At 66.2% G+C, this 14,993-nt stretch carries 10 protein-coding genes and 1 pseudogene; 6 read left to right on the forward strand and 5 right to left on the reverse strand.

Annotation, left to right across the window (positions count from 1 at the left end; all coding sequences use genetic code 11):
* The 4 genes and pseudogenes from FRC96_RS16790 to FRC96_RS16805 all read right to left on the reverse strand — a co-directional run.
* Positions 1-396 (reverse strand): annotated as a pseudogene (locus FRC96_RS16790) (hypothetical protein); the annotation flags it as partial.
* 234 nt (positions 397-630) lie between these two features.
* Positions 631-1,071 carry a hypothetical protein gene (locus tag FRC96_RS16795; protein ID WP_146976130.1) on the reverse strand — a complete coding sequence of 147 codons (441 nt, stop codon included), beginning with the start codon at positions 1,069-1,071 and terminating at the stop codon, positions 631-633.
* Positions 1,072-1,152: 81 nt separating this feature from the next.
* Positions 1,153-2,349: an anti-sigma factor family protein gene (locus FRC96_RS16800; protein WP_146976132.1), complete on the reverse strand. Its 1,197-nt coding sequence runs from the start codon at positions 2,347-2,349 to the stop codon at positions 1,153-1,155.
* 113 nt (positions 2,350-2,462) lie between these two features.
* Positions 2,463-3,065, reverse strand: a complete 603-nt coding sequence (locus FRC96_RS16805; RefSeq protein WP_146976133.1) for an RNA polymerase sigma factor — start codon at positions 3,063-3,065, stop codon at positions 2,463-2,465.
* A 370-nt stretch (positions 3,066-3,435) separates the two neighbouring features.
* Between FRC96_RS16805 and FRC96_RS16810 the strand changes: the two genes are divergently transcribed.
* Complete coding sequence (locus FRC96_RS16810) at positions 3,436-4,167, forward strand: sigma-70 family RNA polymerase sigma factor (protein ID WP_230470369.1); 732 nt, start codon at positions 3,436-3,438, stop codon at positions 4,165-4,167.
* A 23-nt stretch (positions 4,168-4,190) separates the two neighbouring features.
* Here the strand turns inward: FRC96_RS16810 and FRC96_RS16815 are convergent, their stop codons facing one another.
* Positions 4,191-5,330, reverse strand: coding sequence for a DegT/DnrJ/EryC1/StrS family aminotransferase (locus FRC96_RS16815; protein ID WP_146976137.1), 1,140 nt, complete (start codon positions 5,328-5,330; stop codon positions 4,191-4,193).
* Positions 5,331-6,091: 761 nt separating this feature from the next.
* On the opposite strand from FRC96_RS16815, the gene FRC96_RS16820 reads away from it, so the two are divergent.
* From FRC96_RS16820 to FRC96_RS16840, 5 genes are all read left to right on the forward strand, one after another.
* A complete protein-coding gene (locus FRC96_RS16820) occupies positions 6,092-7,846 on the forward strand; it encodes a hypothetical protein (protein ID WP_146976138.1) in 1,755 nt (584 codons plus the stop codon).
* A 269-nt stretch (positions 7,847-8,115) separates the two neighbouring features.
* Positions 8,116-8,916 (forward strand): hypothetical protein, encoded by an 801-nt coding sequence (locus tag FRC96_RS16825; RefSeq protein WP_146976140.1) that lies wholly within the window; start codon positions 8,116-8,118, stop codon positions 8,914-8,916.
* 169 nt (positions 8,917-9,085) lie between these two features.
* Entirely contained in the window at positions 9,086-10,753 is a 1,668-nt protein-coding gene (locus FRC96_RS16830) for an AIM24 family protein (RefSeq protein ID WP_146976141.1), read from the forward strand.
* A gap of 271 nt (positions 10,754-11,024) precedes the next feature.
* Complete coding sequence (gene cysS, locus FRC96_RS16835) at positions 11,025-12,548, forward strand: cysteine--tRNA ligase (protein ID WP_146976143.1); 1,524 nt, start codon at positions 11,025-11,027, stop codon at positions 12,546-12,548.
* Between the two features lie 175 nt (positions 12,549-12,723).
* Positions 12,724-14,993: ATPase, T2SS/T4P/T4SS family (locus FRC96_RS16840; protein ID WP_230470370.1), on the forward strand; the 2,270-nt coding region annotated here is incomplete at its 3' end.

Genomic DNA, 14,993 nt, shown 5'->3' on the forward strand with positions numbered 1-14,993 from the left:
GCGCTGCTGAAAGGCCGGGGGCTGCGGGGGGCGAGGCGCGGCCGGGGCCGGCGCCTGACCGACGGCCGGCACCCGATCGAAGGTGCGATGATCCATGCCCGGACCGCCGCCGTAGCCGCCCACATTGAAACGATCGCCGCCGGTCTGCGGCGGCGCGCCCAGCCCGGGGTTGCTGCCGGAGGGGTAGCCCCCCGGTTGCGGACCCGGGCCAAAGCCGGCGTCCTGCTGCTGATCGGGGCCAACGGCGTAGTCGCGGCTGCGCGCGTACTGACGCATCGACTCGTTGATCAGGTAGTCCATCGAACAGCCCAGCTCCTGAGCCATCTGCTCAAAGAGCTCCCAGAGGTAGTCTCGGCAGTAGAAGCTGCGCAGAGTTTTGCGATTTTGGTCGGTCATGGGGTTCGCCCCGAGCGTGTTGATCGAGAGAGTCGTCGGATTCTGATCCCGCCTGCTTCGCAGGTCAGACACCGGGCGTTGTGATGAACGTTGACGATGGTTCCATCGCCCAGAAGGTCAAGCGTGGCGAGACCTTAGCACAGGGCTTTTCGGGGTGTCCAGAAACGCGCACAGGCGGCAGCCCGATGACTGCCGCCTGTGCGCTCGCGAGACGTTTTGACCGGATCCAGCAGACTACCTCACCGTGATCGCCAGGATGAGGATACCGTCCTGATAGTTCAGGCCGGCCTGGAAGAAGGTGCTGCCGGGGGTGGCGCGAAGCGTGGTGTTGAGGCGATCGCCGATGGAGAGCCCCAGCTTCACGAAGTTCTCTTCTTTGCCGTGCGAGGTCATCGTCAGCGTGGAGCCGTCAGGCAGGCTCACGTCATCGGACTCGCCGGCCCCCAGGGAGAGGCGAGAGCTGGCGACCTGGCGAAAGCTGGAGTAGCCGGCGAACCCGCGCTCCAGGCGCCGACGCAGGTCGGAGAGCTGGCTATCGAAGCCCTCGCCGGCGTCGCTGGCAGCGATCGCGCGGACCTCGACGGTGACTTTCTCCTGCGCGCTGGCGTTGACGCTGAAGCTCAGGAGCAGGCCGAAGGCAAAGGCAAATGTCAGCAGGTTTCGAAGCGTTCGCATGGTGGGTCTCGCGTGGGCGGTGGCGGTCAAAACACCTTTTCAATTCACGGGCACAGATCAACGGATTGTGTCGCTAAAGCATCAGATGGGAAGTCCCGGTGGCTGCTCTTGAACTTCGACGTCGCCGGCGTCGGGATCTTCATCACGATCCTCAGCCGGCGCCGATTCTTGCTCATCGGCGGAGGGGGTTGCGGGATCTTCGTCTTCCATCACCCAGAGGATGGGGACCTCTTCGGCGGCCTCTTCGGCGCTTAAGCCGGTGAGCTGCGGGGTGTGGATCATCACCGAAGAGCCCGGGGCGTACTCCACGCTGTCGAAGATGACGACGGTGCGGGTCTCCACGATCTTCTCTTGCTGCATGAAGGTCTGGCTGACGATGGCGCCGCAGATCAGCAGGGCGACGGCGGCGGCCAGGGCGAAGATGGGGGATTGCACCAGGGAGCGAGGCGCGGCGGCGTTGTCGCTTTTGCGATCCTGCAACGTAACGACGTTGCCGGCGGCCTCTTCGGCGTCGGCGCGATCGATGCCGGCGGAGACGCCCTCCCAGAGGTCGGCGAAGTCGGCGGTGTCCTGGGCCAGCTCCACGCCGGCGTTGAGGCCGACGTGAAGTTCAGCCAGGGCTCCCAGGGTGGCGTCGACCTGCGGCTCACCGGCGGCGATCCAGTGCTCGACCCGGGCGCGCTCCTCCGCGCTGACCTCGTTGTCGTGGTAGCGGTAGAGGAGCACCCGATGCTCCTCGGCATCAAAGCGGGCCGGGTGGTTCAGGGGTTTGGCCGGGGCCTCGTGCGCATTGAGCGTGGCCTGGTCGATACCGGCCTCGATCTTCTGCCAGAAGTCACCGAAGTCGGCGCCAGCGCTCAGATCGCTGCCTCGGATGCCCTGGCCCATGGCGTCGAGCTCCGCCAGGTAATCGGCCACATCCTCGCGCGTCTCCAGGAGCGCGGCGATCACGGCGGCTTCGGTCTCATCGACCTCCCCGTCATGAAACCGCTCCAGCATCGGGGCGAGCTCATCGAGGGAGCTCTCGCTGAGATCGGAGGCGGCCTGCGCCAGACGCGCGATGGTGGCGGCGTCGACCGCCGGGGCTTTCTCCCAGGCGGCCTCGGCGGCCATCTCGACAGCGAGTTTAAGCTCCTGGAGCGCCGCCACATAGATCTGCCAGCCCGGGCGCGTGGCCAGGGCGTCTTCGATCGCGGCACGCTCCTCCTCGGGGAGCTCCCGGTCGACGTAGCGCTGCAGGCGAAGCGCCTGCTCGTATGTCAGATTCTCTTGGGTCATCGGGGGCCTCGGTCTCACATGGGGAGACGGCCTTGCAGGTGATGTGAGGGGAAGATCCTTCCTGTGAGCCAGACGCAGCTCAAAGGCGCGCTATTCAAAACAAAGTTCGGCGCTTAGCTCACCTTGAGCTCATCCCCTACGTAGCTCTCGACGGCGGCCTGGAAGTAGCGGCGCGCGTGGTAGAGACGGCTCATCACCGTACCTTTGGAGATGTTGAGCACGTCGGCGATCTCCTCGTAGCTCAACCCCTCGACCTCGCGCAGGATCAGGATCGTGCGGTGCTTCTCTGAGAGCGTCTCCAGAGCCTCGAGCATCTTCTGGCGCAGTTCTTTTCGGCCGTAAACCTTGTCGGGGTTTAAGCCCAGGCGGGAGGGGAGGATATGCTCATCGCCTTCGACCTCGTCGCTGCCGCGCAAGATCCCGTCGTCGTAGTCGACCTCCTGCACGCGCTTTTTCTTGCGCAAAAAGTCGATGCACATGTTCACCGTGATCCGGTAGAGCCAGGTGTAGAAGCTCGACTGGCGGTTGAACTTCTCAAGGTAGCGGTAGACCTTGATGAAGACTTCCTGGCTCACATCCATGCTGTCATCGGGGTTTTTGAGCATCCCGATGCAGATGCCGTAGACCTTGCGCTGGTAGGTCTCGACGAGCTCCTTAAACGCCTCCCGGTCGCCGGCCTGGGCGCGCTCAACGAGTTGGAGTTCCTGATCTTCCACAAACACCCCGTAGAAAGGTGGAGGTTCACTGGGTCGGGGCCAACATGGCCGCTGCGTGGCGGAGTGTAGTGCAGGGGATGGTCAGCAGCAACCGGGCAGCTTGCCAGCACGGGAAGCAGGGGTTAGAGTAGCTTCATTCTTAATCGTTTGACCTGCTTGTTGTGGGGGTTGGGCCGTATCGTAGCGGCCCCCGGTGTACAGGTCAGCATCCTCTTCGCCTGACAGGGTGAGGGTACGGTGCTGTTTTGGGCGAAGTGACGATCGTGTTTGCGATCATCGCTTCGGCGACCTGACACCGAGCTCCGCCTCGTCGGCCGGGAGGATGCGGCAACCTGATGCGCTACGGCGCTCAAGCCGGATCCCCGACGCCATGATTCAGACGAGCCAGGCGAAAGCCACCCGTGACATCACCGGTCCTCTGCCCGACAACACCCTTGAGTTGATCCGGCGTTTTCAGAAGCTGGTCTACAAGATCGCCCATCAGGTGCATCAAAGCACCGGCGAAGAGCTGAGCTTCGACGATCTGGTCAGCTGGGGGTTTACCGGGCTTCTTGCGGCCTATGAGCGCTTTGATCCCGAGATCAACTCGCGCTTTCTGACCTACGCCTACTACCGGATACGCGGCGCGATGCTCGACGCCTGCCGTCGCCACGCCCAGGTGGTCACGCAGCAGAGCATCTACGAGCAGGCCGCCAACGAGGTGATGCAGGCCTACTCCCACGTGGTCTACGTCAGTCGCCAGGAGCGCTCGATTGAGGAGCGCATGGATCTTCTGGGCGACATCGCTGGTGAGCTCAACCTGGTCTATGTGCTCAGCCAGCCGCCGGAGCAGGCGTTGCGCGGGCGGCAGACCCCGGCGCTCGACGCGATGGAGCGGGAGCAGGCCCGGCAGCTCGTCCGTGAGCTGGTGGCCGGGCTCGGGGATCGGGAGCGAAGGCTGATTGAGGGGTTTTATTTTGAGAAACGCACGCTCTCGGAGCTGGCCGAAGAGCTGGGCTATTCGATCTCGTGGGCCTCACGGGCCCACGTGCGCGTCTTAAAGGCGTTGCGCGCGAAGGTGGAGGGCGAGTCGCAGTTTGAGTCGCTGGGACCCCAGGTGTAGTTGCGCGCGATGAGGTGGCGCGATCAGCGGGCGCATCCGGCGACGATGGTGATGATGCGCTCGCGGTCAGCCTGGCTCAGCGAGGAGCCGGAGGGCAGGCAGAGGCCGCGCTCGAAGAGATCTTCGCTGACGGCACCACCGACCATCGGGGCCTCCTGAAACACCGGCTGCAAATGCATCGGCTTCCAGACCGGCCGCGCCTCGATGTTTTCGGCCTCCAGCGCCAGGCGGATCGCCTCGCGGTCGGCGCCAAAGGCCTGCGGGTCGACGGTCAGGCAGGTCAACCAGCGCGAGTGGTTGCCCCAGGCGGCTTCGGGCTGGAAGTCGAGGCCGGGAAGCTCGCCCAACTCGTTGAGGTAATGGGCGAAGTTGGCGCGGCGCGCGGCGACCTTCTGGTCGAGCGTGGCGAGCTGGCCGCGGCCGATGCCGGCGACCACGTTGCTCATGCGGTAGTTGTAGCCCAGCTCGGTGTGCTCGTAGTGGGGCGCCGGGTCGCGGGCCTGGGTGGCGAGCTTGCGGGCATGCGCGATGAGCTCGGCGTCGTCGCTCACCAGCATCCCGCCGCCCGACGAGGTGATGATCTTGTTGCCATTAAACGAAAAGATCCCCGCGCGCCCGAAACTCCCCGGGCTCTTGCCTTTATACGTCGCTCCGAGGGCCTCGGCGGCGTCTTCGATCAACGCCACGCCGTAGCGATCACAAAGCTCGATGAGCGGATCGAGGTCGGCCGACTGGCCGTAGAGGTGCACCACGATCAGCGCGCGCGGCAGGCGACCCTCGCGGGCGCGATCTTCGAAAAGCTGTGCGACGAGCGCCGGATCGAGGTTCCAGGAGTCCGTCTCGGCGTCGACAAAGGTGCAGCGCGCGCCCAGCTGCGCCACCGGCGCCGCGCTGGCCACAAAGGTCAGCGAGGAGACCACGACCTCATCGCCTGGCCCCACCCCGCACAACCTCAGCGCCAGATGCAACGCCGCCGTTCCGCTTACGAGCGCCGCGGCGTGGCCCGCGCCCACGTAGGCGGCCAGCTCCTGCTCAAAGCCGTCGACGTTGGGCCCCAGAGGCGCGATCCAGTTCGTATCAAAAGCCTCCTGCACATAGCGCCGCTCCAGCTCGCCGATGTCCGGAGGAGAGAGGTAAATTCGCGTCGTATTCGGTGGGTTCATTGCTGGTCATCTCGCAGTCAGAGGCGAAGAGCGGGAGCATCGAAGAGCGCGCCCTCCCCGCCCCCGCGGCGCGCTCCACCTCCCATCAAAGGTAATCACCCGCAGGTGAGCGTCGTAGACTTGCATCGCGGCAGGCGCGATGCAACGCGCATCCACCCATCCACGCATCAGGACAAAGCCTGCAGCGTCGCTGCGGGCTCGCGGTAGCGCTGCTACAGCTTCGCCCTGGCTCCTTGCAGGACTTCGCCCTGCTGCATGGATGGTTGGGAGTCCTACAGCAAAAGATGCCGATCAAGCATGTTCGTTCGGGTGCCAGGCATTCGATCTTCTTCGTTCGGGTGCCAGGCACTCGATCTTCGTCCGGGTGCCAGCCATTCGATCTTCTTCGTCCGGGTGCCAGCCATTCGATCTTCTGGCCATTCGATCACGATCGTCGTCCGGGTGCCAGGCGTCCGATCTCGATCTTCGTCCGGGTGCCAGCCGCGCGTGGGGAATGCCGCCCACAGCCCCAATCGTTCGACGGAGTGTGCCCGCAGAGATGGCGCGCGACGTGATGCGCAAGCCGCCCCCTGCCCGCCGGTGATGTGTGTGAACGCGTCGCTTTTGCCCTCTCCAGGGCACGCGTGTTGACGATGGGAAGAAGTTCGACGCTTGCCTCCTTAGATGGTGCGGCCGCATAAGGCGGCCCCCCGGGCGTGATGGCGCCCCACGCATTTGCGACGCCCCCGACGTTGACGGGCCCCCCAAGGCCAGGACCCTGTATGACCCACCCCGGTGATCCGCACGACCCCAACGCCGCATCGACCTCCGCCTCGGAGCGCCCCTGCTCCGGCGAGCTGATCTCGCTGTGTGCCCGGCGAGAGCGCCAGGCTGGCGAGGAGCGCGCGCGTCGACTCAACGGCATCCTCGATGCAATCCACAGCGCCGGGGTCGACGTGCATAACGCGGTGATCGCCCGCGCGGAGCTCTCGGTGCTCAACGAGGTCTGCAAGGCCGCCGGACTCTACTTCGACTTGATCGATCGCGAACTTCGGGCCTGCGTGCTGGTGCCCGCCACGCTCTACGGCGACTCCGGCGGGCGCATCTTTGGCAAAGAGCCGCTGCAGGGGCGCGTGCGCTCGGCCGTCAAAGATCCGGCGCTCAAAGAGGTGCTGAGAGCGTTGCAGCGCGCCAACCTCCAGGTGATCCACTACCGTCCGCAGGAGACCTCCGTCCATGATCGGGCCCGCTGCGCGCTCAACCCGAAGACGGAGTATAAGATGGCCGGGGTGCTGCTGCGCGACGGGGAGCTGGCGCGTCGGGAGGGCACTTTTTGCGGCTGGCCGCTGAGCTTTGAGGGCACGACCTACCTGGTCTTTGGCTATGAGCTGCGCGATGTTCGCCTGAATCGCACCCTCGACCTGCTCGCCGAGGTGCCCGAGCCCGGGCGCCGCGAGGTCTGGCAGCGCCTGGAGCTCGATCTTCTGCGCGCGCTGATCGATCCCACCGATCGCCACGGTCGCCCGGTGAGCGGCCGGGTGGAGGGGAGTTTTTTCGGCGGCCGCCAGCAGATCTCGCGAAAAGGACTTCTGCTGGGTGCGCGCCAGGCGGTCTGGCGCGCCTTTGCCGAATCCCGCGGCCTGACCCTGCACGCGCATATCGCCGCGCTGGTCGACGATGACGACGCACGGCAGGCTTTTTTGAGCGAGGTCGAAGAGCTCTGCGCCACGCAACTTCTCAAACAGGGTGGGCTCAAGAAGGGCGACGCACCCATCACCCTCGATGAGGTGTTGAGCCCCTACCACTGCGATGGCGAGGGCGCGTTGCACCATCGCGATGCGATCGGTGGCCACCCGGTGGCGGTGCTGCTCCTGGACGACGCGCTGCTCGAGACGATGGAGCTCGACCGCCTGCGCCCGATCCGCGAGGCCCAGGCCTGGGCCCGCAACCACCCCGATTCGCCTGCGGCCCACCGCGTGGAGTGCGCGCTTATCACCTACCGCACCGAGCTCAACCTGGTGGCGACCTACGGCGCCTCGCTGCGCTCGGCTCGACCGGCCCCGCCCGACACCTCTTCGAGCTTCACCCTCCCCGCCACGAGCGCCATCCTCCCCAACCTGCGCGCCCTCTTCGACGCGCGCTTTATGGCGCTGAGCCTGGCCGAGCTCAACCTCCCCCCGGCCGACGCCGGCCGTCTGGAGCGCGGCCTGGCCACCCTGGGCACCGACCCCCGCGGCTACACCCTCGACGAGATCGACGGCGACGAGCGCCGCCTGCGCCACCTCGACCAGGTCGGCAGCCAGACGGTCGAGGAGGTTCGCCTGGCGCTCTTAGAGCTCGCCACCCTCTGGCGCTGGCAGCGCTGCCGCATCGATCCTCGTCCCTACCTGGGTGCCTCGAGCGCATCTGCACCCGACGCTACTGCGGCAGCCAACGACGCCGGCCCCACACCGAGCCGCGAGAGTCTGGCCGATGACCTCGACGCCTTCGCCAGTCTTTTTGACGAGGGCGGCGATTCGGATCGTTTCGACAATTAGAAGACGATCGGGTGCCTGGCACCGATGCGAATATCATGTTCGACGTTTTGGCCCCCAGCCCCACAAAACCATGAATGAATAGCTCCCAACCATCCACGCAGCAGGGCGAAGTCCTGCAAGGAGCCAGGGCGAAGCTGTAGCAGCGCTACCGCGAGCCCGCAGCGACGCCGCAGGCTTTGTCCTGATGCGTGGATGCGCGCAGCGCTACCGCGAGCCCGCAGCAACGCCGCAGGCTTTGTCCTGATGCGTGGATGCGCTACGCTCCACCTATGAACAGAGCACACACCTCCCCTACGCCCGACCTTCGCCATCGCTCGCTGCGCACGCTCCTCGTGACGCTCGCTGCGCTCGCGCTGCTTCCTCTGGCCTGCGCCGACACCGACGTGCCGCTCGGCCCCTTGCCCGACGCGGGCCTCGACGACGCTGCCCTGGCCGACGCCGGCCCCGTTGAGGAGCCCTTCCCCTCAACCTGCGACCTGCTGGCCCAGGACTGCCCCACACGCCAGGCCGGCCCCACCGCCTGCGTGCCCGGCGCCTCGGCCGACGATTCGCCACGCTGCGCGCTGCTCGATGACACCCGCGGCGATGGCGAGCCCTGTGAGGTGCATATCGACTGCGCGGCGGGATTGGTGTGCAAGCGCTCCGCCGGCGAAGCTGAGCCTCATTGCCGCATCGCCTGCGACGCCAGCGAGCTTGAGAGTTGCCCCCAAGACCAGTGGTGCTCCGGCGCGCTGCCCGGCCACGAGGCGCTGGGCACCTGCGAGCCGGCCGCCACCCCCTGCGATCTTCTGCAGCAGGACTGCCCCTCCGGCGCCGACTGTGTGGTGCGCACCCACCCCGAGTCTGGCGAGCGCGGCGCGTACTGCGGGCGAGCGGGGTTGATTGAGGCCGGTGCGCCCTGCGGGGGAAGTCTCGGGCTGTGTGTGGCGGGCACGATCTGCGTGCGGCCGCGCGCAGGCGAAGAGGCCTCCTGCCAGCGCGTCTGCGTCAACGATTTTAATTGTCCGGCCGATGGCGAGTCCTGCGACGGTGAGATCGACGCGCCATCGACGCGCTTCTGCCGCACATAATACCCTTTACCTTCAGGCACTTACCCCTCACAGAAACGATCGCCACCCGCGGCGTAGCGAGCCGGCGGGATGATCGGGGTGGGCGCCCGCTGTTCTGAAGTCGCCAGCATACGCGCCTCCTCCTCGCCAGCTTGTATCGCATCATTCCTATCGCCCGGAAGACGCCGCCATGCGCCTTTTTGCCGCCCTGACCGCCGCGCTGCTCAAAGCCCTGCTGATCGTGGGCGGGCTGATGCTGCTGCTCTTTGCCGGGGCGCTGCTGCTGGGGCAGGCCGGACCGCATCTTCGCGAGGTCGTCGAGACCCCGCAGCGTCTCCATGATCTTCAGAACGCCCGCGAGCGCGACATCGCCGAGGCCGCCCGACAGCTGGCGCTGGCCAGTGGTCATCAGGCCCGCATCGTCGCCATCGACCGCCAACGCCAGCTCGCGCTGCAGGCCTGGGAGGAGGAGACCCGAAAGGAACTCAACCGCATTGCCATGGCCGCCCATAACCAGGCCCAGGAGACGCGTCGCACCGTCGCCGAGTCCCGACGCGCCGTCGAACAAAGCACTCGCCGCATGGAGGCCCGCTACTGCGCAAGCCTCAACCCCGTCGACTGGTGGACGTGTCGCACCCTGCGCGCCCAGATCGAACGCCTGGAAGCCTCCGCCGCCATGCAACGGCAGGCCGTCGCCCGCAGCGCGCGCCAGATCGAAACGCAGGCCCGCCAGGACGCCAAACGCTTCCGCGCCAGCGCCGAAGAACGCCTCAACGCCTCCACCGCCGAGCTCGAAGCGCACCTCCAAGAGAGCGAACAGGCGCTCTTAGAGCTCGAAGCCTCCCGCACCGCCCTGCTTGAGCAGGCCCGCAGCTACCAGACCGAAGAAGAGCGCCTGCGCCGTGAGCGCTGGCTGATCCTCGAGTTCCGAAAGCGCTGGCCGGGTCTGCTGGCCATCGCCCTGCTCATCGCGCTCTCCCCCTACATCCGCCGCACGCTCTGGTACTTTGTGGGCCTGCCGCTCTTGACCCGCGCCCCCGCCATTCAGCTGGCGGCCCCGCTCACCGCAAGCGACGGGGAGGACGCCGACGCCTCCCCTCAGCTGCGCACCTTCCCCACCGAGCGCACCCTCACCCTGCCGCTCTCCCCCGGCGAGCGCCTGCTCGCAAGACCCGGCTACATCCTCTCCGACCGCCGGGGCGCCTCCACCGCCCTCTTCTTCGACCGTCGCGCCCCCAACATCTCGTTCATCTCCGGGCTGACCCTGCTCACCCGACTCGAAGGCAGCCAACCCACTGAAAACACGAAAGAATCCGACACAACAAAACACGCCATTGAGACTCCCCGCGAGGTGCTCCTGGGCTCCCCCCACGACGCCGACGCCTACCTGATGCGCGTCGATCTGCGCGATCATCCCGGGCTGGTCTTTCGCGCCTCGCGCGTGGTGGCGGTGCGCGGCGACATCCGCATCGAGGCCCGCTGGCGCCTCTTGAACCTGCACGCCTGGGCCACCTCCCAGGTGCGTTTTCTGATCTTCAGCGGCACCGGCTCGCTCATTCTGGAGGGCTACGGCGACGTGAGCGCACACGCTCTCCACGACACCTCGGCCCGCGCCGAAAAACGCCAGCCCAACGTCCTCGGCTTCGACACCCGCCTCAACTACCGCACTCGCCGCGCCGCCACCTTCTTGCCCTACCTGCTCGACCCGGAGCGCGAACCCCTGGTCGTCGATCTCTTTGAGGGTCGCGGCACCTACTTTTTCGAGAAAAACCCTGCCGCCCGAACGCGCAACCGCTCCCCGGCCGAAGTCGTGGCGGGGTTTTTCCTCGATGCGATCCGGCGCTTGTTGGGGATCTAAACGATCGGGTGCCTGGCACCCGGACAGGACCTTATTCTAACGCGTACCACCAGATCATCAGCTCTCCAGGGCGAAGCCCTGCAAGGAGCAAGGGCGAAGCTGTAGCAGCGCTACCGCGAGCCCGCGGCGACGCCGCAGGATTCGTTCTGGGGAGCTGATGCGGATGGATGTTTTATCGCGCCCGCCCACTGTGCTAGAGCCCTACCAACGGCAGTTAGCCCCCTGAACGACCTATTGGCCCCCCTGAACGAAAAAAATGGAGCGACGTAGCATGAGCATCCGACCGATCACCCTCTTTGACACCATGAGCGACCAGAAGCGAACCCTTGAGCCGGCCGAACCCGGCAAGGTCAGCATGTATGTCTGCGGGGTGACGGTGTATGATCTGACGCACATCGGGCACGCGCGCGTCTTCATCTTTTTTGATGTCGTGCAGCGTTTTCTGCGCCACCTCGGCTACGACCTGACCTTTGTGCGCAACCACACCGACGTGGACGACAAGATCATCAAGCGCGCCGCCGAGAAGGGCATCGACCCGCTGGAGCTCTCGCAGCACTTCATCGAGGCGCTCGACGAGGACATGGGCCAGCTGGGCGTGGCGCACGCCGATGTGGAGCCGAAGGTCAGCGAGCATATCGATGAGATCATCGCGATGGTCAAAAGCCTCATTGAGCGCGGGCATGCCTACGCGGTCGAGGGCGACGTGTATTTTCGCATCAGCTCCTTTGAGGACTACGGCAAGCTCTCCGGCCGCAAGCTCGACGATATGGAGGCGGGACGCTCGGGCCGGGTGGAAGCATCGGACATCAAGGAGCACCCCTTCGACTTCGCGCTGTGGAAGGGCGCCGAAGAGGGTGAGCTGGGCTGGGAGTCGCCCTGGGGCTTTGGGCGACCGGGGTGGCATATCGAATGCTCGGCGATGAGCCAGCGCTACCTGGGCGACAGCTTTGATATTCACGGGGGCGGGCGTGATCTGATCTTCCCGCACCACGAGAATGAGATCGCCCAGTCCGAGGCCGCCTGCGGCCACGCGCCCTTTGCCCGCAACTGGATGCACGTGGGCATGGTCAACGTCGCCGAGACGAACGAAGATGGCGAGCGCGTCGAGCGTAAGATGTCGAAATCGCTGGGCAATTTCTGGACGACACGCGACGTCCTGCAGGGCTTCCACCCCGAGGCGATCCGCTACTTCATGCACACGGTGCTCTACCGAAGCCCCATCACCTACGCCGTCCAGCAGCTCGAAGAGGCCGCCAGCCGCGTCGAGTATCTGTACACCTGCCTCACCCGCATCGACGAGGCTCTGACCCGCGCGGGCTTCGACGCCGCCGACAACGCCCCGCCCCAGACCGGCCTTGTCGTCGAGCGCAAAGAGCTCATTGAGGGCTTCATGGAGCGCTTCGACGAGGCGATGGCCGACGACTTCAACACCCCCCGCGCCCTGGCGCTGCTTGGCGAGCTGGCGCGCGCGATCAACGACGCCACCCAGTCCAAGAAGAAGCCCAAAGGCGATGAGCCTTACACCCTCTTTAAGCTGCGCGAGCTGCTGACCACCGCCGGCAACATCCTGGGACTTCTGGAGCGCGAGCCGCAAAAAGCGCTGCTGGAATTGCGCGACCTCAAGGTCAAAGCCCTGGAGCTCGACGCCGAGCACATCGAGTCGCTCATCGCCCGGCGCAAAGAGGCCCGCGACACCAAAGACTGGGCCCGCGCCGACGCCATCCGCGACGAGCTCGACGCCCTCCAGGTCGAGATCATGGACAGCACCGAGGGCACCACCTGGCGCATCAAGTAATTTTAATCAGGGGGGGGCGGTGGGATCGGGTGTCTGGCACCCGATCCTGTGCGGACGCCTGGCACCCGGGCATGAACACCGGGTTTCTGTGGCACCACATCCCAATCGGATCTAGGGTGACCCCATGCGATAGCGCGTGGGGTCATTTTTTTGCGTTCAACTCGAGAGGCAGGCTGTGAGCGAAGTATCCGAGGTTTCCGAAGTATCCGAAGCGTCCGAAGTCAGCGAAGCATCCGAAGTCAGCGAAATCAGCGATGCCTCCGAAGTCACCGAAGCGTCGGAGGTCAGCGAGGCCTCCGACGTCAGCGACGCCTTCGTCGATCCCTTTGAAGACGACCCGCAGATCGAGGTCTTAAGCGAGGTCAGCGAGATCGCCCTCGATCCGCCCGCGCTGCCCGAGCCCCACGAACAGCACGACACCAGCTGGTACGCCGCCCGCGGCGTGCACGACGCGCGCGTGGTCGAGGTGCTCAACCAGGTCGCGCGCCGCACCTTCATGGCCGCCGGCGACGACGCCGACCAGCCCTTAAGCGCTGCCACCACGCTGCCCCCGCTGGAGGTCGTCGGAAAACTCATCGCCGCGCTGCGGCTTACCCCGGAGGCCAGAGTCCTGGAGATCGGCACCGACACCGGCTACATCGCCGCGCTGCTCAGCCGCCTGGCCTCCTTTGTCTACTCGGTGGAGCGCCGCCTGCCGCTCGCCAAGCTCGCCGAAGGCCGCCTCAAACGCCTCGGGATCGCCAACGTCGACATCCTCCACGGCCCGCGTCTCACCGAATACGCGCTCAACTCCCCCTACGACGCCATCCTGCTCTCGGCCATCGCCCCGCGCGTGCCCGAAAAACTTAAAGGCCGCCTGGCCGTCGGCGGCCGCATGGTGGTGCCGGTGGCCGAGGGCGACAAAAACCCCGAGATCCTCTGCATCGAGCGCACCGGCCCCGACACCTACGATCAACAAAGCCTGGGCCAACTTCGCTTCTCCTCCAAACTCGGCGACATCCTCGTCGAGCTCGGGGTCGCCGACCGCTCCGACATCGAGCTCGCTGCGCTCGAAGCCGACGCCCGCGGCCAGCGCTTAGGTCAGGCGCTGGTCGAGAGCGCCCGCATCCAGGAGCGCGATCTCATCAAGGCGCTCGCCATTCAGCGCGGCTTTCTGCTCGCGCCGGTCGACACGCTCTTAAAGATCGCCGACCACGAGCTCGTCTACTCGGTGCCGCGGGCCTTCTTGCGCCACCACCAGGTGATCCCGCTGCTCGTCTACCAGGGCCGCCTCACCGTCGCCACGGTCGACCCGGACGCCCCCACCATCGAGCTGGCCCGCATCCTCGACGCCACTCAGATCGAGACCTATCTCGTGAGCCACGAGGAGTTCGACCACCTCTGGAACACGCTGCTCGAAGGCCGCCGCCCGGGCGATGTGCACGAAGACAACCTGAAGACCCGCGTCGAACAAAAATTCGAAAACGTGCTGCGCGCCGCCCACCGCGTCTCCGCCTCCACCATCCACATCGATAATCAGCCCGACGGCGCCTCGGTGCGCCTGCGCATGGCCTCCGGGCTGACCGAGGTGGCCGAGCTGGCCTTTGACGCCCCCGAGATCACCTACCTCGTCGAATTTTTGAAGATGAGCGCGCATCTCGACCCCCTGGAGCAGGTCATCCCCCAGCGCGGGCGCCTCTCCTGGGTGCGCGACGCCCGCACCTACCACCTGCACATCCACGTGATGCCCTCGATCCTCGGCGAACAGCTCTCCATCAAGCTCCTCTCCCGCGGCGAAGAGCCGGCGGGACTTGAAGACCTCGGGTTTGATGAGGAGGTGGTCGGCGAGCTCGATGCGGTTCTCCAGGGCCCCCCCGGCCTCTTTTTGATTGTGGGGCCGCGACACGAGCAAAAATCCCAGACCTTCTACGCCCTGCTCAAACGCCTGGGCGCCGACCGCCGCCTCAAGGTCGCCTCGCTGGAAGACGACATCCTCGCCACCATCCCCGGCGTGCAGCAGGCGCTCATCCAACCCGAGCGCGGCTTTGGTTTTGACGCCGCCATCGCCGAGTTCGTGCGCTTTGACGTCGACGTCCTCGGCATCGGCGACTTCCCCGATCCCCAGACCGTCATGCAAGCCCTCAACCTCGCCAGGCGCGGCGTGCGCGTGGTCGGCGTCCTGCACGGCAAAAGCGCCCTGCACGTCTTGCAGGGCCTGCGCGAGTTCGGCGTCCCCGTCGAGGCCCTGGCCCACGGATTAAGCGCCATCCTCACCCAGCGCAGTGCCGCCCGCATCTGCGACAACTGCCGCGAGCCCTTCACCGCCCCGGCCGCCTTCACCCAGAAACTCTTCCCCCAGGGCGCCCCCATGGGCTTTAAGACCTACCGCGGCGCCGGCTGCCCGGCCTGCGCCGGCAGCGGCACCCGCGGCCGCGCCCCGGTCGTCGAGCTGATGCCCCTGACCGA

It is taken from the genome of Lujinxingia vulgaris (genome assembly GCF_007997005.1).
In the GTDB taxonomy this organism is placed as follows: domain Bacteria; phylum Myxococcota_A; class Bradymonadia; order Bradymonadales; family Bradymonadaceae; genus Lujinxingia.

Bases quoted from the DNA above. Each gene is read 5' to 3' on its own strand.
- cysS (WP_146976143.1), top strand. From the start codon at position 11,025: ATGAGCATCCGACCGATCACCCTCTTTGACACCATGAGCGACCAGAAG.
- FRC96_RS16830 (WP_146976141.1), top strand. From the start codon at position 9,086: ATGCGCCTTTTTGCCGCCCTGACCGCCGCGCTGCTCAAAGCCCTGCTG.
- FRC96_RS16820 (WP_146976138.1), top strand. From the start codon at position 6,092: ATGACCCACCCCGGTGATCCGCACGACCCCAACGCCGCATCGACCTCC.
- FRC96_RS16815 (WP_146976137.1), bottom strand. From the start codon at position 5,330: ATGAACCCACCGAATACGACGCGAATTTACCTCTCTCCTCCGGACATC.
- FRC96_RS16825 (WP_146976140.1), top strand. From the start codon at position 8,116: ATGAACAGAGCACACACCTCCCCTACGCCCGACCTTCGCCATCGCTCG.
- FRC96_RS16795 (WP_146976130.1), bottom strand. From the start codon at position 1,071: ATGCGAACGCTTCGAAACCTGCTGACATTTGCCTTTGCCTTCGGCCTG.
- FRC96_RS16810 (WP_230470369.1), top strand. From the start codon at position 3,436: ATGATTCAGACGAGCCAGGCGAAAGCCACCCGTGACATCACCGGTCCT.
- FRC96_RS16800 (WP_146976132.1), bottom strand. From the start codon at position 2,349: ATGACCCAAGAGAATCTGACATACGAGCAGGCGCTTCGCCTGCAGCGC.